Source organism: Numidum massiliense (assembly GCF_001375555.1).
Lineage (GTDB): Bacteria > Bacillota > Bacilli > Thermoactinomycetales > Novibacillaceae > Numidum > Numidum massiliense.
In genome coordinates, this window is record NZ_CTDZ01000009.1 from 1,931,675 (window position 1) to 1,953,143 (window position 21,469).

The following is a 21,469-nucleotide window of genomic DNA, read 5'->3' on the forward strand; positions in this document are numbered from 1 at the left end:
CGCAATCTAGAAACTTTAGCGCCAACGGATCCCATCCGTTAGCCCCTAATAGTAAAAACCACCACTAATTGTTATTATAATAAGTACCATCTTACACTTAGGAGGCGCTCGTTCTTGAAAAAAATTGTCAAATTCGTGTTCGCGTTATCGCTCGTCGCACTCGTCTTAGCTGCATGTAGCGCACCGACGGGAACTGATCCTGGGAACAGCGTGAACGAAGACGAAGCAAACCGTCAGGAAGAAACGACGGGGGATCGTACGGGAAAAACAGAAACTAATCGTACAGAGAAAAATGAAAGTAATCGTGTGAAGGAAAACGAAAGTAACCGTACGGAAAAGGACAAAAGTAACGGAGAATCGACTAGTTTAGAAAAAAATGCGACTAAAGCAGCCGTCAAACGCGGGGTCACTTTGTACTTTTCGGACGATCAGTTGATGGAAATGTACGGAGAAAAGCGGCAAATCGAAGCAAAGACAGAGGATGACCTGCCGAAAGCGGCTCTTACAGCGTGGCTTCGAGGTCCCGAGCACGAGCAGTTAACGAGTATTCTGCCGTCAGATGTCACCGTGCTAGACGTTGCCATTGAAGGTGAAACGGCGACAGTCAATTTGTCTAAAGCGATCCAAAACGCGAACCTCGGCTCGGGTGGCGAGCAGTTCGTGTTGGACCAAGTCGCATTAATTATGCTGCAGTTTGGCGCATCGCACACGCAACTTCTCATTGATGGACAAATCGAACAAACGTTAGCGGGTCATATGACAATCTCCGAGCCATACAAGGCACCAGATCCGGCTCAATTTAAAATCGTCGAATAGAGGATGTTTAAGAAACCCCGCTCCACGTGACATGGTGAAGCGGGGTTTCTTTTACCTAAATGCCGACTGCTTTCGCTAATGCTGACTGCTTACGCTTGGCTCCGGTTTAGCGCTTGATCCAAATCGGCAATAATGTCATCGACATCTTCGATGCCGATCGAGAGGCGCACCATTTCCGGCGATACGCCGCTTGCCGCTTGTTCTTCCGGTGTCAGCTGCTGGTGCGTCGTGCTCGCCGGGTGAATGATGAGCGACTTCGCATCGCCGACGTTCGCCAGGTGGTAAAACAACGCCACGTTGTCGATCAACTTCTTACCGGCTTCTAAGCCACCGTCGATGCCAAACGTCAGGATGGCGCCTTGCCCTTTCGGCAAGTATTTTTGTGCTTTCTCGTAGTTTGGATCGCTTGGCAGGCCGGGGTAATTTACCCAGGCAACGCGATCGTGGGCGGCGAGGAACTGCGCAACTTTGAGCGCGTTGGCGCTATGGCGTTCCATGCGCAAATGCAGCGTCTCTAACCCTTGTAAGAATAAAAACGAGTTAAACGGCGACACGGCTGCGCCTAAATCGCGCATTAACTGCACACGCGCCTTAATAATGTAGGCGAGCGAGCCAGCGGCTTCGGTGTATACGAGTCCGTGGTAACTCGGATCCGGTTCTGTCAGTTCGGGGAATTTGCCATTCGTCCAATCAAACTTACCGGAATCGACGATCACCCCGCCGATCGACGTGCCGTGCCCGCCGATGTACTTCGTCGCCGAGTGGACGACGATATCGGCGCCAAACTCGATCGGCCGCAGTAAGTACGGCGAAGGAAACGTGTTGTCGACGATGAAAGGAATGCCGCTCTCGTGAGCGATCGCCGCTACCGCTTCGACGTCTAGTACGTCAATCTTCGGGTTGCCGATCGCCTCCGCGTAGACGAGCCGCGTGTTGGCGGTAATGGCGCGCCGGAAGTTTTCCGGGTCCGACGGGTCGACTAAGCGCACCTTAATCCCTAACCGCGGCAACGTATGCACGAACAAGTTGTACGTGCCGCCGTACAAGCTGCTCGCGGACACGACTTCATCGCCTTGTTTGGCGATGTTTAAAATGGCGTACGTAATCGCCGCTTGCCCCGACGCCGTCGCCAGCGCGGCTGCGCCTCCTTCAAGGGCGGCAATACGCTGCTCAAACTTGTCGTGGGTCGGATTCATAATGCGCGTATAAATGTTGCCCGGTTCTTTCAAGGCGAACAAATTAGCCGCGTGCTCCGTATCGTTGAATACGTAGGAAGACGTTTGGTAAATCGGTACGGCGAGAGCGTTAGTCGCCGGATCAGGTTGTTGCCCGGCGTGCACCGCCAGTGTGTCAAATTTGTACTGTTTTTGCTCACTCATCGTCAGGTTCCTCCCCCATTATAGAAAACATGTTAGAAAAATAAAAAACTCCTCCGTATTAACTGTTCGCTCAAAAAGGGACAGCGTATCCCAGGTTTTTGAACGACATTTAAGGAAGAGTTACGAAACGTACATTTAACCTTCCCCATCTCCCAGGATCACTTCCTGCAGGAATTGGCACCTCACTGCAAAAATCGCAGCAGGTTGCCGGGTTTCATAGGGCCAGTCCCTCCACCACTCTCGATAAGGATTGCGTACAATATGTTATTCTCGCGTTTCATCGATTGTTAACATTATAAGGATACCTTTCCGATTCGTCAACTGTATTTTGTTTTTTGATTAGTACCCACTACCAGCGGTCGTAGCCGTTGAATCTCACTAATTGACTGTCAGTTGATCACGGATATTTTCTAACGTTTTTGCCCCGATTCCGCTCACGCGCGTCAAGTCGTCCACCGATTTGAACGGCCCGTTCGTCTCTCGGTCTTTCACGATGGCTGCAGCCTTCGCGGGGCCGATGCCGGTAATCGTCTGTAGCTCTGCTTCGGTCGCGCGATTAATGTTCACTTTACTTGTTGCCGTCGCACCTTGTCCCGGTGCTTTGCCCTTGCCATCGTTCCCGCCTTGCCCTACCGCCCCGTCTAAGTAACCACCCGCCGGCGTCGATTCTTCCTCCCCTTTCCTCGGGACGTAGACAGCCATCCCGTCTACCAAAAAATCAGCTAAATTGAGTCGTTCCATGTCGGCTTCCTCCGTCGCCCCGCCCGCCGCCTTTAGCGCATCGTGAATGCGCTGTTCCGACGACAACCGATAGATGCCCGGTTTTTTTACCGCACCTTTCACGTCGATGACGACCTCCGACTGCCCCGACTCGGCTTCGCCTTTTGCCTCCCCCACCGCTCCATGCGCCGCCTCGCGACCGTTACTGTCGGGTCCTGTAACTAACCCTTGCTGTTGCAGTTGCTCTGCAGTAGCCGACAGTGGAGATCCTTTATCTTCTCCTGTCCCTGCGCCTGCAAATAAGGTGTAGTAACCGACGGTACTAACGAGTAGTCCGGCACTCACCGCCAGTGCGATCAGCAGCTTTTTCTCACGACTTGTCCACATGTCGAACATCGCCAACCCTCTCCCCTCTGTCCCTCCCCTTTCTCCTACCTTCTTCTCTCTTTCGCACGCTTGAATGTCGTACAATTGTCGCTACCTCTATTGTGTCAGAAAAGAGCGACGACAGCAAGCGCGTTTCTATACTGTGGTGGGTGGTAGGAAGTATAGACGCGTCATAAGCTAACACTAGCAACTCATTCACTTGGGGGGATTCGTTTGACAACGGTAGGATTTATCGGGGTTGGCAGCATGGGGAAACTGTTAGTAGAAGCGTTACTTAAAGCGGGTGCGTTAGAGCCATCTGACGTCGTTGTCAGCAACCGTACCGTGCGCAAAGCGGAACGGTTTGCCGAACATTATCCCGGCATGCGCGTCGCGCCAAACAACGTCGACCTCGCCAAAGAATGCGATGTGATCGTACTTTGTGTGAAACCGCTCGAATACGGTTCTGTGCTTGCAGAACTTAAGCCGTACGTAGCGGATAACCAACTCGTCATTTCGATTACGAGCCCAGTACTATTAAGCGACATCGAGCAAAAAATAAGCGCAAAAGTCGTAAAAGTGATCCCGAGTGTGACGAATTTTGCCCTTACTGGCACATCGCTCGTCATGTACGGCAGTCGCCTCGAACCACGGGAACGCCAAAACGTATCGCGCCTATTCGGTTACATTAGCCGTCCGGTCGAAATCGACGAACGCGATGTGCGCGTTGCCTCCGACTTAGCCAGCTGTGCCCCGGCGTTTCTCAGTTTTCTCATGCAGCGACTCGTCGAAGAGGCGACTGCAGTAGCCGGCATATCTACGGAAACGGCAGCGCTAATTGTCGGTGAGATGATTCGCGGCGTCGGTCAACTCGTGACAGATGGTGGTTTCACCCTCACGTCTCTCCAAGAGCGGGTCGCTGTCCCCGGTGGGGTGACGCGCGAAGGGATTGACTTACTCGAACGGGAGGTTGGAACTGTTTTTGCCCAGCTGTTACAACTGACACAGCAAAAACACGCACATGACATTAGCGCCGTGAAACAGGTGCTAGCTGACGTATGAATAGCTGATCGTATGGATAACGACGTAAAAAACCTTACCACAGCCGATGAACGGTGCGGTAAGGTTTTCCATTACACATTAAGTAAGCGGGGATCGGCCTCTACTTGGCGACGATGTTCACCAGTTTTTTCGGCACGACGATCACTTTGCGCACCGTTTTACCTGCGAGCTGTTCCTTTATTTTTGCTTCGGCCAGCGCCATCTCTTCCACTTCTTGGCGCTCGGCCGCCGCAGGTATGACGAGTTTGCCGCGTACTTTTCCGTTAATTTGTACCGCGATCTCCACCTCGTCTACCGCGAGCGCCGCTTCGTCGTACGCGGGCCAATTTTGCTCGTGTACGCTGTCTGTATGACCGATCACTTGCCACAGCTCCTCGGCGATGTGGGGCGTAAACGGCGCTAACAACATGACGACGTGTTTGACTGCTTCGCGCAGTGTGCCCCGGTCTGCCGTTTCCGGATAGCTGTTGATCGCGTTGACGAGCTCCATGACGGCACTAATCGCCGTATTGAAATGGTACCGTTCGCCGACGTCTTCCGTCACTTTTTTAACCGTGTAGTGCATCGTCCGGTGCAGCGCCTTGCTGTCCGGGCACGCATTCGCACGCACTGCTGCCTGCTCCGTACCGAACAAATCGCGGTTGCGGTACACCATGCGCCAGACGCGATTTAAGAAGCGGTATGCCCCTTCGACACCCGCGTCGTTCCACTCTAAGTCGCGCTCCGGCGGCGCAGCGAACAAAATAAACAACCGCCCCGTGTCTGCCCCGTATTTTTCCACGATTTCGTTCGGACTGACGACGTTCCCTTTCGACTTGGACATTTTTGCGCCGTCTTTGAGCACCATGCCTTGTGTCAACAAGCTTTGGAACGGCTCTTCTACCGACACCATTCCGGCATCGTACAGCACTTTTGTAAAAAAGCGCGAGTACAACATGTGCAAAATGGCGTGTTCCACCCCGCCGATGTACTCGTCGACCGCCATCCATTGGTCCGCCTTCTCTTTGGCAAAAGGCAGCTCCGTGTTATGTGGGTCAGCGAAGCGCAAAAAGTACCACGACGAGTCGATAAACGTATCCATCGTATCGGTCTCGCGCCGCGCCTTACCGCCACACTGTGGACACGTCGTCTGTGCATAGGTCGGGGACGTCGTCAGCGGGTTGCTATGGCCGTCGAACTGCACGTCTTCTGGCAACAGTACCGGCAATTGTTCTTTCGGCACGGGTACGACGCCACACGAGTCACAGTAAACGATCGGAATCGGTGCGCCCCAGTAGCGCTGCCGCGACACGAGCCAGTCGCGCAAGCGGTAACTGATCGTCTGTTTCCCTTTTCCTTCCGCTACTAATGTAGCACTAATTTTTTCCATCGCGTCACGGTTTGGCAACCCGTTGAAATCGCCCGAGTTGACGAGTACGCCGTCTTCAACGAACGCCTCAGTGAGCGGTTCAGGAAGCGGCTCAATCGTACGCTCGATCACCTTTTTCACCGGCAGTCCGTACGTTGTCGCAAAGGCAAAGTCCCGTTCGTCGTGTGCAGGAACGCCCATCACTGCACCAGTCCCGTAATCCATTAGTACGTAGTTGGCCACCCATACCGGAATGCGTTCACCAGTTAGCGGGTGGACGGCGTATGAGCCAGTGAAGTAGCCAATTTTTTCTGCCTCGGCAGACGTGCGGTCAATTTCCGACTTCGTGCGCAACTCGGCGATGAAGTCGCGAATTTTTTGTTCGTTCTGTTTACCGCGGATGAGCCGCTCGACGAGCGGGTGTTCCGGGGCAACGACCATGTAAGTGACGCCGAACAGTGTGTCGGGACGGGTCGTAAACACCGACACCGTCGGCACGTCGCCCGCATCGCTTGTGGAGGCAGACGCATCAACGGCGTCTACTACGTTTGCTCCTTCGCCAACGTCTGCCCCTGCTACCTTAGCCACTTCCGCATCTGATCCTTTCGTCCCCGCCAAATCGGGCAACGTAAACGTCACTTCGGTTCCGTAGCTGCGGCCGATCCAGTTGCGCTGCATCAGCTTCACTTTTTCTGGCCAGCCGTCGAGCCGGTCGAGGTCGTCGAGCAAGCGGTCGGCGTATTCTGTAATGCGGAAAAACCACTGCTCCAACTCTTTTTTCTCCACGACCGATTCACAGCGCCAGCAGAGTCCGTCTTCGACTTGCTCGTTCGCCAGCACCGTATGACAGCTAGGGCACCAGTTGACCGCCGCTTTTTTGCGATACGCCAAGCCGCGCTCGTAAAAGAGCAAAAACAGCCATTGCGTAAATTTATAGTAGTCTGGCTCACACGTCGTTATTTCGCGGGCCCAATCGTAGCTGACTCCCAATTGCTTTTGCTGCGCACGCATTTGCGCAATATTGTCCAACGTCCACTTCGCCGGTTGCGCCTTATTTTGAATGGCCGCGTTCTCCGCTGGCATTCCGAAAGCGTCCCACCCCATCGGATGTAGTACTCGGTAGCCGTTCATCCGCTTGAAGCGGGCGACGACATCGCCGATCGAATAGACGCGCATGTGTCCCATGTGCAGTTTTCCCGACGGATACGGGAACTGCTCCAACGCGTAAAATTTCGGACGGTCACTCGCCTCGCGCGTCCGATCGACCCCTTTTTCTTCCCAAAACGCCTGCCATTTGTGTTCAATTGCTTTCGGGTTGTATTGTTCGTTCATTCCATCTTCCTCCTTAAACGACGCTTGGCACCAAACGCCACTACACCACCTGTAAATATAAAAAAACCCCCCGTCCCATAGTGAACCACACTAGGGACGGGAGGTTCCTAACGTCTCCCGCGGTACCACCCTACTTAGTACCTGTAAACGACAAATACTCACTTCCGATCCGTTAACGAGGATTACTCGGCAGAAAGGTGCCATCCCTTTCCGCAACTTTCAAGGCGAGTTCGACTGCTCGTTCCATCGGCTCGCAGCATCCGCCGACTTTCTGCAGGAACGTGTACACTCTACTACTCCTCGACTGCGCTATTACGGCTATCCGATTATTACTACCGATTATATGCAATGTCGCCAAGCAATGTCAACTACATCTGTAGTATTTCCAACGGATGTAAACGCAATACCACCGTTTTTTTTCACAGTTGCGGCGAGAGAAGTGTGGTATGTTTAAAGAAGTGTCAGCCGTATCGTTGAGTTGAAAGGAGGAGCAGTCACTATGGCCAAAGTAAAAAGTAAAAAAGAAGAGAAGAAAATCGTCACGTTGATTCGCATGATCAACTTAATCCAACAATCCCCCGGCATTCGTCCAAAAGAGCTCGCCGAACGGCTCGACATTAACGAACGCCAAGTGTACCGTTACAAAAGCGACTTAGAAGCAGCCAACATACCGATCAAAAGTGACGGCTACGGCAAAGGCTATACATATACGAGCAACTTCGCCATGTTTCCGCTCGATCTCACCGAAAAAGAACTCGTCGCTTTTACCGTCTTTCCAATGGCGATCCAACAGTTAGGAGACCAAGTGCCAAAAGATTGGTTGCTCGCCTATGAAAAAATCGCCGCGGCGATTACGAAGGGGAAAGAGACGACAAGGGAAGCGTGGCACAAACTGAGTGAGCACATTTTGCTCGGGACGACGGTGCAACCGCCGACGGAAGAAGACACTTCAGAGGAAATTCACGACGAGTCGGGTACATACGGCATTTCCGAAAAAACGTCTAACAATTTAGCTGACCTATTAATCGCCATCGGCGAGCAGCGCACGATTGAAATCGTCTACCATACGTACAGCCGCAACACGATCAACCGGCGGAAAGTCGACCCGTACTTCATCATTCCACGCAACAACCGCCTGTACGTCATCGGGTACTGTCACTTAAAGGACGCCGTGCGCACGTTTCGATTCAACCGCTTCCGCGAAATGAAGTTGACGGAGGAAACGTTCGATCGCGGAAATTTTGACTTGCACAAGTACTTGGCAAACGTGTGGGTGATTGACAAACAAGACGACAACGTCCGCTTCGTCGTCTGGTTCAGTCCAAAAATCGCCCGTTACGTGCTCGAGGCAGAAGTATCGGTGAAGCCGAAAATTACGATTGACGAAGATGACGATAGCGTGCTGATGGAAGTGACCGTCTCGAGCGGCGATGAATTTTTGCGTTGGTTGTTACAATTCGGCCCCGAAGCAGAAATTATCGAACCTCCGTCCTACCGCGAAAAAATGCGCCACTACGCGCAAAAGTGGCAACAAATGTACAGCTGATACTGGGCCCTTAATACGCAGACCGTGAATGATGGCGGTCATACATGCGGCACACCCTTCAGCGCAAGGTGTGCCGCTTACGTTGAAAGCCTAGCAGTTAGATCGGTGCAAGCCTAGTTTTTATTGTATGTCTGATCCACGACCGACACCTTGGGCTTGTACGACAGCATCCTTTTCTTTACCAGAAGCATTTTCACTCAAATATTGAGTAAACCAGTCGGCAATGTAGTTCAAGCGGGCGACGCGCAAGGACGGCTCGCCGCTGCGCGACAGTTCGTGATTCGCCTCCGGAAAGCGAACGAACTTCACTGGTTTACGCTGCAGCTTCAAGGCGACGAACAGCTGCTCTGCCTGTTCAATCGGACAGCGGTAATCTTTTTCCCCGTGTAAAATGAGGAGCGGTGTCTGTACGTTTTTCGCCAACCGCAGCGGGGAATGGTGCCACATTTTTTCCGGATCAGCAAAAAAGTCGGCTTTCAACTCCCACTCGGAAAAGTAGTAGCCGATATCGCTCGTTCCGAAAAAGCTGAGCCAATTGCTTATGCTGCGCTGCGTCACTGCCGCTTTAAAGCGATCGGTGTGCCCGACGATCCAGTTCGTCATAAATCCGCCGTAACTGCCACCCGTTACGCCCAACCGATCCGCATCGATAAAATCGTATGTCGCGAGGGCGAAATCGACGGCCGCCATTAAGTCCGTGTAATCGCCACCGCCGTAATCGCCACGGCAGGCGTCGACAAACGCTTGCCCGTACCCTTCACTGCCGCGCGGGTTTACGTAAAGAACAGCAAATCCTTTCGCCGCCAGCAGCTGAAATTCGTGGAAAAACGAATGGGCATACATCGCGTGCGGTCCACCGTGAATTTCAAGAATGAGCGGATATTTTTTTCCTTGTTCAAAGCCGACTGGCTTTATGAGCCAACCGTGAATCTGCTTCCCGTCTTCCGCTTTATACGAAAGTGGCTCCGGCTGTGAAAGAGTAATATTTTCCAGTAAGGGCGCATTTGCTGCCGTTAAACGGCGCACTCTCGGCAGCGGGCGATTGAACGCGTCACTCGCAACCTCTTGGCGATTGTGGTCGTCACTCTCTTGATGGCCGTGCCCGTCGCTAGACACGCAAGAAGAAATGTCCAAATAATACAGATCTCCCGGCGTCTGCCAGTCGCTCACCGCGACGACCGCAGCGGTACGCGTATTGTCCATCGCCAAACCGTACACGTGGCGCTCCCCGCCGTAAACGAGGCGAACGTCCCCATCCACATGGACGAAGTATACGCCGGTGTTCCCGCAATCACTCGCCAAAATGTAAACGCCGTCCCCAGTAGGTGACCATAAAGCGCCTGCAAATGGGTGCCCGGAACGTAGATCGCTAATTGCCACGTCTGCCGTTACGACATCCCAATCCATCGTCAGGCACGTCTTTTCCTTAGTCGCCAGATCGAGCAGCCACACCCTCTGTAAGGTCGCGCTTCTGTATTCGAGTTGGTGGCCAAAACAAGCGAGGCGCTTACCGTCCGGCGCCCACGACGGGCTGTGGAACACGCCACTGCCGTCCGTAAGTTGCGTCAGCTTGTCGTCGGCTAACGAGTAAATAAACACGTCGGAAACGAACGTCTGATCCGGATCGTCACTGCAGTTGGCACAACAGGCGATCGCCTTTCCATCCGGTGACCAACTTCCCCCACTGTAGTGAAAGGCGCCTTCCGTCAGCTGTCGCAAACCCTTTCCGTCAACGTTAATGACGGCTAACTGCTCGTATTTTTCATCAAGAAAACCTTTTCCGTCCGCTTTGTATCTCAACCGTTCAATGACGAGAGGTTGCAATTTTTTCTTGCTGTCCACCTGATTATTTGTCGCATCGTCTGTCGTAGTTCCTACCGCCGCCTCCTCTACTTCACAGTCGGTCACTCGCTCTTCTGGACCGAGCGAGGTTGTAAATAAGAGCGATTGCCCATCCGGCGACCAGACAGGATTGCCTACCCCATTTTTACAAAACGTCAACTGGCGCGCCTCTCCGCCGTTCGCCGCCAGCAACCAAATTTGCTGTTGCCCCGAACGGTCTGATAGAAAGGCGAGCGTTTCGCCATCGGGTGACCATTTCGGCGACGTATCGTGCCCTTTGCCAAACGTCCACTGCACCGGCTCGCCGTCTGGCACTTGTTGGACAAAAAGGTGCGAGCGATAACGCCGTTCGTTGTCGATCATTTTTTGCACATAGGCAACTTTTGTACCGTCGGACGAAAGATCCGATTCGCCGACGAACGACAATTCGTACAAGTCTTCCGCGGTCATACCGCGCTTACTATAAGACAAAACAAGCACTCCTTTTTTAATAGATTACACACATTTACTCTTAGTAACGTTAATCCGTAGCTGTTCTCCTTCAAAATTTGCGTCAAATTTAAAGTCGGGTCGCATGAGAATGACTAGGCTCTATTTTATATTTTATCAATGCGAACGGTCGTTGTCTCGAGAGACACAATAAACGGCGCCATCAGCAGGTGGTGGGCGAATTATTTTTCTCGCTGATATAAAAAAACGAGGCAAACAGCGTATTTTCCCGCTACACCGTTTACCCCTTAAAAACTACTTTCCTTTAAACTACTTCCCTTTAAACTACTTCCCTTTAAACTGCGGTTGGCGTTTTTCAAGAAACGCCAGTGTGCCCTCCTGTTTATCTTCCGATCCCATTAAAATCGTTTGCGACAGTTTTTCTAAGTAGAGTGCTGTTTCCATGTCAAGATCTGTACCGCGGTTGACGGCTGTCTTGGCCAAACGTACGGCAAGCGGTGCCTTCGCGCTAATCTTACGCGCAAATTCAGCAGCGACCTCGCGTAGTTGCTCTAGCGGTACGGCGCGGCTGACGAGGCCGACCGCCACCGCTTCTTCCGCAGTGACGATCGCCCCGGTCAGTATCATCTCCATCGCGCGTCCTTTGCCGACGATGCGCGCTAGCCGCTGTGTCCCACCTGCTCCTGGCATGATCCCTAAGTTTAATTCCGGCAAACCTAGTTTTGCGTGCGATGCAGCGACGCGGATGTCGCAAGCGAGAGCCAACTCCAAGCCGCCACCGAACGCATAGCCGTTAATAGCTGCAATTGTCGCTTTGTCGTACGCTTCAATGTAGCGGTACGTCGCGGTCATGTTCGGCGCGAGCGCTTCAAGCATCGTCCGTTCGTTAAGCTGGGCGATGTCGGCACCGGCAGCGAATGACTTCTCACCCGCGCCAGTAAATATGACCACCCGCACCTGATCGTCCGTGCGCCACACGTCGAGCGCCTGTTCAATTTCCTGCAACGTCTGTAAATCGAGTGCGTTGCGTACGTCGGGTCGGTTAATCGTAATCGTGCCAACACCGTCCGCTACTTCCGTCACAATGTGTGAAAAATCCATCGTTACCTCCCACTATTAATTAGGTTTATCTCCCACTATTAATTAGGTTTTTTTTGATCCGATAAAACGTGCGGATTGGCGATGTACTCCGGCTTCTCACCGCGCAAGGTGCGAAGCACGTTCCGCGCCACCGTCGTCGCGGTAATGTAATTCGCTTCTTCCGTTATTCCGCCGATGTGCGGCGTGACGACGACGTTAGGCATGGTTAACAGTGGCAAGTCGGGGGGCGGCGGCTCCGGATCAAACACGTCCAGCCCCGCTCCGGCAATCGTCCCGTTATTAAGCGCTTCAATTAAATCGTCTGTATGTAGGACTGCGCCGCGAGCCGTATTGATCAAATAAGCCGTCGTCTTCATCAACGAAAAATGTTCGCGGCCAAAAAAGTGTCGCGTCTCGTCCGTTAACGGAATGTGCAGCGACACGACGTCAGCTTCTTGCAACAGCACGGTCAAGTCTGTCGTTAACCGTACGTCAAACGCAGCGGCAGCCCGTTCTTTATCCTGATCTATACGCCTTACGTAAGCAACGACCTCCATGTCTAAGCCGCGGCGACACCGTTTCGCCAATTCGCGCGCGATTTGTCCAAACCCTACCAATCCGATTGTTTTCCCGCGCAGTTCGTGTGTCAAAATGACGTTGCGCGCTGCGAAATCGCCGAGCGCCATTTTTGCTTGAAACGGTTTAATTTGCCGCGCGAGCGCCAGCATTAAAGCAAGCGCCTGTTCGGCAGTCGAAACGGCATTCACACTCGGGGCGTGTAGCACCGGAATGCGGTACGCACTCGCAGTGGCGACATCGATATTGTCCAACCCGACACCAGCGCCGGAAATGACTTTCAATCGTGGGTTGGCGGCAATAATTTCTCGCGTCAAACGGGCCGGCGCACGTAAGACAACCCCATCCACTTGGCGCACCATCTGTTGCAAATGTTCCGCCTCTAAGTTGTCCGTGCGCACGACATCCGCTCCTGCCTGTAAAATCGCTTCCCCTGCCTGGTGGTACATCGGCAATATTTGCAGAATTTTTGCTCGCATACGCGTTTCTCCTCATACCTTAGATCCAAACGGCACAACCCATAACGCCAAATACTACGTACATGCGTGAAAGGAACCGTATGTGCTGTGCTACGTGATCGGAATCGTATGTGCTCCGTGATAGGGATCGTATGTGTTCTGTGATAGGGATCGTATGTGTTCTGTGAAAGGAACCGTATGTGTTCCATGATAGAAATTGTATGTGCTGCATCAATTTCAACGTTTTCTACTACTACGACTCTAATCGCTCGACAATGCACGAGATACCTTGCCCCCCGCCGATACAAAGCGTCACTAAACCGTAACGCACCTCGCGCCGCGCCATTTCATAAACGAGCTTCGTTAGCAAAATTGCGCCCGTCGCACCGATCGGGTGACCTAAAGCGATCGCCCCGCCGTTCACATTCAGTTTGCGGCGGTCGATACCGAGTTCGCGCACGACAGCGAGCGCTTGTGCCGCAAACGCTTCGTTCAATTCAATTAAGTCGATGTCGTCTATCGTAAGCCCAGCCATTTTTAACGCTTTTTCCGTCGCGGGCACCGGTCCGATGCCCATAATGTCAGGGCGTACGCCGGCTGCTGCCTGAGCGACGATGCGCGCTTTCGGCTGAAGCCCGCACTTGTCAGCCGCATCGCGCGACATGAGGACGAGGGCACTAGCGCCGTCGTTGCGGCCACTGGCGTTGCCAGCTGTCACCGTTCCCCCTTGTTTGAAAACGGCGGGCAGCTGTGCCAACTTTTCCAGCGACGTGCGGCGCGGGTGCTCGTCCGTGTCGAATGAGACCGTTTCTTTTCGCCGCCGGACCTCGTAAGAAACGATCTCCGGCGCAAACCTTCCCTCCCGGATAGCGGCAGCTGCCTTTTCTTGGCTTTCTAAGGCGAATTCATCTTGCTCACTGCGGCTAATGCCGTATTGCTCCGCCAAGTTTTCCGCCGTCAGCCCCATTGTCAAGTTGCCGTACTGTTCCATCGGCTGAGCGCGCGGTTGACTCTCCGTATTCGGATCGACGATATCTCCGTTACCGGCGACTAACCCGTAGCGAGCGCCGCGAATGTAGTACGGCGCCGTACTCATACTTTCCGCCCCACCGGCAATGACCGTGTCGGCTAACCCGCACTGAATTTGCTGCACCGCGTTGTGTACGGCTTGTAGCCCTGAACCGCATTGACGGTGTACGGTGTAACCGGGGATTTCTACCGGTAGCCCCGCGCGTAACGCTGCGAGCCGCGCCAAATTAGGCGAGTCGGAACTTTGTTTCGCATGGCCAAATACGACTTCGTCGACTGCCGTCGCCTCCACGCCCGTGCGCGCCAAAATTTCGCCGATAACGTGTGCCGCTAAATGATCGACTTCCACGTCGCGTAACGTGCCGCCCATGCGTCCTATTGCCGTGCGCACCCCGTCAACGACAACTACTTCTTTCATTCACTGTCACTTCCTTCTCATGCGCTCATGCGTGATCGTCTACGAATGCTACACTTCTTTCGTCCCTTTCGTCTGACGAGGACACCCATAAATGTTCATGTCCTGCCCACGCCACCTACGCTTCTACTTGCCGTACAACTTGCGCAGCTGATTTGCGATAATATTTTTCTGAATTTGGTTCGTTCCCTCGTAAATTTTCGTAATACGCGCATCGCGGTAGTACCGTTCGATCGGGTAGTCGCGCATGTAGCCGATGCCGCCGTGCACTTGTACCGCCAAGTCGGCGACGCGGTTGTACACTTCTGAGCCATACAGTTTTGCCATCGCCGCCTCTTTAATGACGTTCTCCTTTTGGTCGACCAACCACGCGACGCGATACGTCAAGGCGCGCAACGTTTCGATGTCGAGCGCCATGTCCGCTAACATGTGCTGCACCGCTTGATGTTCAAAAATCGGCTTGCCAAACTGCACCCGTTCGAGCGCATACGCCATGCTCATGTCGAGCAACTTTTGTGCCGAACCGAGGTTGCGCGCCGCGAGACCTGCTCGCCCGTTCGATAAAATTTTCAACGCGTTGATATAACCTTCCCCTTCTTTACCGAGTACGTTTTCCGCGGGCACCTCCAAGTCTTCAAAAAACAACTCCGCGGAATGCGAACCGCGCAGCCCCATTTTTCGTTCAACCGCACCGAGTTTGAAGCCGGGGAAGTCTTTTTCCACGATAAACGACGTAATACCCTTCGGCCCTTTACTCGCATCGGTCACCGCCATGACGGTAAAAATATAGCCGTCGACTGCGTTCGTAATGTAATGTTTTGAGCCGTTAATCACGTATTTGTCGCCTTTTTTCACCGCGTTCGTCTTTAAATTGTACGCTTGTGAGCCGGCGCTCGGTTCGGTGAGGGCAAAACCGCCGATCCACTCCCCAGACGCCATGCGCGGCAAATAACGGCGCTTCTGTTCCTCAGTACCCATTTCGACGATGCCGACCGAACCGATGCCAGTGTGTGCGCCGACGAGGGTCGTGTACCCGTTGTGCGTTTTGCCGAGCTCTTCGTAAATCGCACACTTACTCACCATGTCTAACCCGAGCCCGCCGTACGCTTCCGGAATCCCTAATCCGAACAGCCCGAGCTCTTTCGTCATCGCGACGATCGGTTCGGGGATGCGGTCTGTCTCCTCGATTTCCATGGCGACCTCTTCCACTTCGTTTTGCACGAAGTCGCGCACCATCCGCTTCATCTCTTCTAACTCGCTACTTAAGCGAAAATCCATCCGTCGACTCTCCTTTAGTCAATTTCCTTTATAATCGTAAAAACCTTTGCCGCTCTTCCGTCCGAGGCGCCCCGCCTTTACATATTTCACTAACAGCGGCGCCGGGCGGTACTTTTCCCCTAACGTTTGGTGCAAGTACGCCATGTTGCGCAGGCGCGCATCCAGTCCGACCAAATCTGCCAGTTCGAGCGGGCCCATCGGGTGTTTTAGGCCAAGCTTCAACGCTTTGTCGATGTCGGCCGCTGAGGCGATCCCTTCTTGCAACATGAGCATCGCTTCATTGCCGATGAGACAGTTAATGCGACTCGTCACGAACCCGGGAAACTCGTTTACCTCGACCGTCTCTTTGCCCATCTTCGCCCCGACCGCCTGAGCCACTGCGACCGCCTCGTCCGTCGTGTCGAGACCGCGGACGATTTCGATCAACTTCATTTTGTGTACCGGGTTAAAAAAGTGCATCGCCAACACTTTCCCAGGTCGTTTCGTCGCCGCCCCAATTTCCGTCGGACTCATCGTCGACGTGTTCGTCGCCAACACGGCGTGCGGCGGACACCGTTCGTCTAATTGCTGAAACACCTTCACTTTTAGCGCCATCTGTTCGAGCACTGCTTCGACCGCCAAGTCGGCATCCGTTGCCGCTGCTGTGAGCGACGGCGTGTAACTGAGCGACGCCTGCGCCAGCTCCACTTGTCCGTCCGTTAAAAAACCACGCGCCGCACTGCGCTGCATTTCTCTCTCAATGTACGTGCGCGACGCCGCTAAAGCTGCCTCGCTCACATCGGTGAGGGCGACGCGATACCCACTGATCGCAGCTGCATAAGCGATGCCGCGCCCCATCGTTCCCGCTCCGACAACCGCAATTTTTTCTACCACTTTTTCCTCCGCCTCCTCTTCCACATTTTTTCCTGCCCTTTCCTCTTCCTCTGCTTCCATCTTTTCCTCTTCCTTTGCTTCCATCTTTTCCTCTTCCTTTGCTTCCACTTCTTCTTCCGCTCCTCCACCACCAGAAGCTGCATCCTTACCCTGTTCCTGTTTTGGTTCCACCTTTGCTCCCGACGTTCCCGAGACTTCGCTTTTACCCTCTACTCGTTCCACGCTTTGTTCTTCACCCCGCTCTTGACGCGTGCCATGCTTGATGCGCGGCCTGCTTGACGCGTGCCATGAACGGTCCACCTATCCACACCACTGCCTCTCTTCCTGGATCTATTCCTCAACCGTTAGCGGCTGCAACCGCTCAGACACGATAAACGACGCCTCCGTCATCGTGCGTAGTTCCTCCACTGTGACCTCAGGCGCGAGCTCCGTCAGCACCATTTGCCCAACGGAAAAAGTGAAGACCGCATACTCGGTAATGACCATTTCCGCCGCGCGCACGCCGCTTGTCGGGTAGGTCAGCTGTTTCACTAATTTAGCGGCCCCCGTCTTCGTACAGTGCGTCATCGTCACAATTAGTTTTTTCGCCCCTGCGACTAAGTCCATCGCCCCGCCGACGCCGAGAATGTTTTCACCGGGGACTGCCCAATTCGCTAGTTTCCCAGCCTCACTGACTTGTAGCGCCCCCATTACTGCGACGTCGATGTGCCCGCCGCGAATCATCCCGAAGGAAAAAGCGCTATCAAAAAGCGACGCGCCGACCGCTTTCGTGATCGGTTGTTTACTGGCGCTAATCAAGTCCATGTCCACCGCGTCTTCCACCGGCGTCGGCCCGATGCCGAGTAAGCCGTTTTCCGATTGCAAGTACACGTTTTGCTCTTGTTTTAAGTAATCGGGGATCATCGTCGGAATACCGACGCCGAGATTGACGACTTGCTGTGCGCGAAGTTCCCGCGCCGCCCGCTTGGCGATCCGTATCCGCATCGGATTAGTTGTCTTTGGCAACGTAATGTCCCCCTTTTTTCTCATACCGTTCGTTCAACACGACGACGTCGACGTACATGTGCGGCGTAACGACGCGGTCGGGCGGAATGGAGCCAGCAGGGACGATCTCTTCTACTTCGGCGATGACGATCTCCGCCGCCGTCGCCATGAGCGGATTGAAATTGCGCGCCGTTTCGCTGTACGTTAAATTGCCCATCGTATCTGCTTGGTGCGCTTTTATGAGCGCGATGCGCGTCTTAATCCCTTTCACAAACATATACGCCTTTCCGTCGATGTCGCGGATCTCTTTCCCTTGCGCGAGCCTCGTCCCGACAGCTGTCGGCGTATAAAAACCGCCGATGCCCGCCCCTCCGGCGCGAATAGCTTCCGCCAATGTCCCTTGCGGCATCAATTCGATCGCTAATTCTCCCTTACTCCACGCTTCGACGGCATGGTAATTCGTCGTAAAGTAAGAGCCAACTGCTTTCTTCAAGTGACCGGACAACAACAGCTTGCCTAAACCTTTACCCGGTTCTCCTAAATTGTTACTGATGACAGTTAAATTTCTTGCCTGCTGTTGTTCACAGAGCGCGTCGATGAGGCTGAATGGCGTCCCGCACAAGCCGAAACCGCCGACGAGTAACGCGTCGCCGTCTTTAACTAGTGCCACCGCCTCCGCCAATGAGCGTAACTTTTCCATCGCTACTGTCAAAGCTGTAACTCCCCCTTCACAAGAATAGTATGCAAGGAACGTGCCAAGGATTAGGTAAGTAACACAGGACGGCTGACTAGCAGGCAGACATGATGGAAAACGGTTACATTTCTGGTCAATCGGAAGAACAGACAATGTAAAAATGCATTATTTGCCCCGTTTACTTGCAAAAAATCATTAAGCTGGATATAAAGTCATTAAGTCGGACGTAAAGTCATTAAGTCCCTAAGTCCTTCCTACATCATAAGATAAGGCGCCAATGGGTATTGCGTCCAACCCATTAACTAATGCAACGGGCGATTGTTGGCGACACCTTGCACGCTACGATGCTCTTGTGCAAATTTCTGATGCTGCTTCAATTTGCGCACGATCGTCGACTGATCGACTTCCAGCACTTCCGCCGCCTTATACGTCGTCCCGTACAAACGCAACGCTTCGTTAATGAGTTGAATTTCCACCAAGTAACGCGCTTGCTTCAGCGGGAGTAACCCTTTGACCCTAATCTGTTCATCCACCCGCGGCTTCGTAAACAACACGTCCGGCAAATCGTCAACCTCAATCGTCTCACCTTTCGTCGTCACGACACACCGTTCGACGACGTTCATCATTTCCCGCACATTACCCGGCCAGTGGTAGGCGAGTAGCTGTTTCAACGCCTCGGGAGAAAACGTTTTTTGCAGCGCATATTTTTCACAAAACTGCTGGCGAAACTTATGAATGAGCGGCAAAAGATCGGCGCGCCGTTCGCGCAACGGCGGGATGACGACCGGTACAACGTTGAGGCGGAAAAATAAGTCTTCGCGAAACGCGCCTTTGTCCACTTTCCGTAACAGATCTTTGTTCGTTGCCGCCACGATGCGCACATCGACTTTTTTTCCTTGCACGCTACCGACGCGGGTGACGATACTATCTTGTAAAAAACGCAACAGTTTTACTTGTAAGTGAAAGGGCAAGTCGGCAATTTCGTCCAACAACACCGTTCCCTTGTGCGCAATTTCGAGCAACCCCGCTTTGCCGTTGCGCCGCGCCCCGGTAAAAGCGCCTGCTGCGTACCCGAACAGTTCTGATTCGATCAACTGCTCGGGGATCGCCCCGCAGTTAATTTTTACAAACGGGCCGTCGCTCCGCCAACTGTTTTCGTGAATATAAGTGGCCACCTCTTCTTTTCCTACGCCCGATTCGCCTAAAATAAGCACAGTCGAATCGACGTTCGCGACGCGCGACGCTAACTCGAGCACGCGCTGCATTTCTTGCGACTCAGCGACGAGACCAAGTTGCCGATCCAACTGAGTGCGTAGCTGTTCTTTGTACTGCTCGGTTAACGTCTTCGTTTTTTGCAGTTCTTCACGCAAGGCATTTAATTCACCCATATCGCGAATGTTGACGACGAAACGAGCCTGCTCCCTGCCAGCGTCCGATTCGATCGGTGTGAGCGTAATACCGAGCACTTGCCCTGTGTCGTTATTTTTTTCAACTGTCGTAACGGTGGCTTCCAAGGCGACTAAATCGGTGAAAGACACTGTAAATCCTTGGTCTAGAAGCAATTCCGACAGCACAGTCCCTTGTAGTTCTGCACCGTACCGTCCCATCATTTTGGCAAAGGCGCGGTTCGTGCGCTCGATAACACCGTTGCTGTTTACGACGAGCATCCCATCGTGAGACGCTTGTAAAATCGTTTCTAACTCGTCTTTCATCGCCTTCACGTGGTGTAGCTCATTCGTCACTTCCTCGATCTCGGAAATATCTTGAAAAACAGCAACTGCACCCTTGATCGCCCCGTCCTGTACAATCGGGGTACGGTTCGTAAAATACGAGCGCTTCCCTACTCTATACTTCTCGCCAAGGCGCGGTTTTCCACTGCGAAGGACGTCCATTAATCCCGTTGGCACTAACACGTCGTTTAAATAGTTGCCGAGCGCTTCGCCGCGCGGTACTTTACTAATTTTTTCTGCTGCTGGATTGAAGGACGTAATCGTGCCGTATTCGTCGATCGCAACAATCCCGTTGTGGGCAAATTCGAACACGGCATCGAGCTCTTTCAGCCGATACTCCGCTTCCGTCGCATAGGCGCGCAAAATAGCGGTCTGCTCGACAATACCGATCACTTGACGCTCCGCAGTGACAACTAAGTTAAGCGCATACACTTGATCCCATATTTGCCTCACTTCGGCGTCGGGTTCGAGATAGCGACAACGCCGCTCGACGCAATGGTGCACAGACACCGTCTGATCCCCAGACCTTGCCAGCTCTTGCAAAATGTAGTCCAGTGTGACGACCCCTTCGACGTGCCCTTGCCGCGATACGTAAGGTACGCCGGGCAACCGCTCATCGCGCATAATCGCCAACGCCTCACCGACTGAGATGTGCGCCGTAAACGTTAGGGACGTCCTTCGCATAATATCGCGCACGCGATGCTTCATCGTATCTCCTCCCGACCGAAAGTATGTATACTGTTTATTGACCGGTTCCTTCACCAATTGAACGCAACGTACTTCTAATCGATGGATCATATGAACCACAGTGACTTCTCATCGACAGACCGCAACAATTTCACACATAAAAAAAACTGCTGAAAATGTAGCATTTCGATTATATCATGAATGCGCTTACTACGTCAGAAATGGTTATTATCGCCTTGTTAAACCGTGACATTCCCCCCAACCGTTCCCCCTCCCCCTTCATCCAACGTCCGCTTTTCCGGAAAGGCCAAACTAAACACAATCCCCGCCAAAATCGCAATAAAAAAAGTGGCTGCCCGCGACGTAAACAAGTCCTCCAACGGCGAACTGATCCAGACGACCGTCGTCACGAATCCGGTAATAATCGTGGCGACGATGCCAGCGCCGGAACACTTTTTCCAGAAGAAGGTCAAAACGATCGCTGCCGAAAACGTACACCCGACGCCGGCCCAGGCCCAGCTGACGACCGTGTACACCAATTTTTCCGACGTTAAGGCGATGAGCAAACCGAGTAGACCAGCACCGATGACCGTCAGACGGGAGGCGCGTACGAGCTGCTTCTCTGTGAGACGCCAACCAAACGACTTGTGCAAAATGTCTTCACTAACCGAACCGGTGAGCACGAGCAGTTGCGAATCGACGGTAGACATTATTGCGGCTAAAATGCCGGCGAGCAACAGGCCGGCAAGCCATTCCGGCATTAAATCGGCAAGCACTTAGAAGTGCACCTCATCCCTCTCAACT

At 53.2% G+C, this 21,469-nt stretch carries 15 protein-coding genes, 1 pseudogene and 1 riboswitch; of the genes and pseudogenes, 3 read left to right on the plus strand and 13 right to left on the minus strand.

Features of this window, described 5'->3' with window-relative positions:
- The first annotated feature begins 114 nt into the window (after positions 1-114).
- Positions 115-816 (plus strand): GerMN domain-containing protein, encoded by a 702-nt coding sequence (locus tag BN1247_RS09360; protein WP_054950143.1) that lies wholly within the window; start codon positions 115-117, stop codon positions 814-816.
- A gap of 89 nt (positions 817-905) precedes the next feature.
- Here the strand turns inward: BN1247_RS09360 and BN1247_RS09365 are convergent, their stop codons facing one another.
- Both BN1247_RS09365 and BN1247_RS09370 read right to left on the minus strand, forming a co-directional pair.
- A complete protein-coding gene (locus tag BN1247_RS09365; protein WP_054950144.1) occupies positions 906-2,195 on the minus strand; it encodes a homocysteine synthase in 1,290 nt (429 codons plus the stop codon).
- A 142-nt stretch (positions 2,196-2,337) separates the two neighbouring features.
- Positions 2,338-2,445, minus strand: a riboswitch (SAM riboswitch).
- A gap of 128 nt (positions 2,446-2,573) precedes the next feature.
- Entirely contained in the window at positions 2,574-3,386 is an 813-nt protein-coding gene (locus BN1247_RS09370; RefSeq protein ID WP_147675214.1) for a helix-hairpin-helix domain-containing protein, read from the minus strand.
- A gap of 111 nt (positions 3,387-3,497) precedes the next feature.
- Between BN1247_RS09370 and comER the strand changes: the two are divergent.
- Positions 3,498-4,343 (plus strand): annotated as a pseudogene (gene comER, locus BN1247_RS09375) (late competence protein ComER); the annotation flags it as partial.
- Positions 4,344-4,443: 100 nt separating this feature from the next.
- Here comER and leuS read toward each other — a convergent pair.
- Positions 4,444-7,023, minus strand: coding sequence for a leucine--tRNA ligase (gene leuS, locus BN1247_RS09380; protein ID WP_054950146.1), 2,580 nt, complete (start codon positions 7,021-7,023; stop codon positions 4,444-4,446).
- Between the two features lie 499 nt (positions 7,024-7,522).
- On the opposite strand from leuS, the gene BN1247_RS09385 reads away from it, so the two are divergent.
- Positions 7,523-8,569 carry a helix-turn-helix transcriptional regulator gene (locus BN1247_RS09385; protein WP_054950147.1) on the plus strand — a complete coding sequence of 349 codons (1,047 nt, stop codon included), beginning with the start codon at positions 7,523-7,525 and terminating at the stop codon, positions 8,567-8,569.
- Between the two features lie 120 nt (positions 8,570-8,689).
- Here the strand turns inward: BN1247_RS09385 and BN1247_RS09390 are convergent, their stop codons facing one another.
- The 10 genes from BN1247_RS09390 to BN1247_RS09435 all read right to left on the minus strand — a co-directional run bounded on the left by BN1247_RS09390 (position 8,690) and on the right by BN1247_RS09435 (position 21,441).
- Positions 8,690-10,861: a S9 family peptidase gene (locus BN1247_RS09390; RefSeq protein WP_082416040.1), complete on the minus strand. Its 2,172-nt coding sequence runs from the start codon at positions 10,859-10,861 to the stop codon at positions 8,690-8,692.
- A 324-nt stretch (positions 10,862-11,185) separates the two neighbouring features.
- Positions 11,186-11,962, minus strand: a complete 777-nt coding sequence (locus tag BN1247_RS09395) for an enoyl-CoA hydratase/isomerase family protein (RefSeq protein ID WP_054950148.1) — start codon at positions 11,960-11,962, stop codon at positions 11,186-11,188.
- Positions 11,963-12,000: 38 nt separating this feature from the next.
- Positions 12,001-12,996: an NAD(P)-dependent oxidoreductase gene (locus BN1247_RS09400; RefSeq protein WP_054950149.1), complete on the minus strand. Its 996-nt coding sequence runs from the start codon at positions 12,994-12,996 to the stop codon at positions 12,001-12,003.
- A gap of 232 nt (positions 12,997-13,228) precedes the next feature.
- Entirely contained in the window at positions 13,229-14,422 is a 1,194-nt protein-coding gene (locus tag BN1247_RS09405) for a thiolase family protein (RefSeq protein ID WP_054950150.1), read from the minus strand.
- Between the two features lie 123 nt (positions 14,423-14,545).
- Positions 14,546-15,697 (minus strand): acyl-CoA dehydrogenase family protein, encoded by a 1,152-nt coding sequence (locus tag BN1247_RS09410; RefSeq protein WP_054950151.1) that lies wholly within the window; start codon positions 15,695-15,697, stop codon positions 14,546-14,548.
- A gap of 18 nt (positions 15,698-15,715) precedes the next feature.
- Entirely contained in the window at positions 15,716-16,570 is an 855-nt protein-coding gene (locus BN1247_RS09415) for a 3-hydroxyacyl-CoA dehydrogenase (protein ID WP_261796064.1), read from the minus strand.
- Between the two features lie 330 nt (positions 16,571-16,900).
- Positions 16,901-17,554 (minus strand): 3-oxoacid CoA-transferase subunit B, encoded by a 654-nt coding sequence (locus BN1247_RS09420; protein ID WP_054951592.1) that lies wholly within the window; start codon positions 17,552-17,554, stop codon positions 16,901-16,903.
- A 4-nt stretch (positions 17,555-17,558) separates the two neighbouring features.
- Complete coding sequence (locus BN1247_RS09425; protein ID WP_054951593.1) at positions 17,559-18,254, minus strand: CoA transferase subunit A; 696 nt, start codon at positions 18,252-18,254, stop codon at positions 17,559-17,561.
- Between the two features lie 296 nt (positions 18,255-18,550).
- Complete coding sequence (locus BN1247_RS09430) at positions 18,551-20,686, minus strand: sigma-54-dependent Fis family transcriptional regulator (protein ID WP_054950152.1); 2,136 nt, start codon at positions 20,684-20,686, stop codon at positions 18,551-18,553.
- Positions 20,687-20,904: 218 nt separating this feature from the next.
- On the minus strand, positions 20,905-21,441 hold the full coding sequence (locus BN1247_RS09435) for a sodium:solute symporter family transporter (RefSeq protein WP_054950153.1): 537 nt from the start codon (positions 21,439-21,441) through the stop codon (positions 20,905-20,907).
- Between the last annotated feature and the right edge of the window lie 28 nt (positions 21,442-21,469).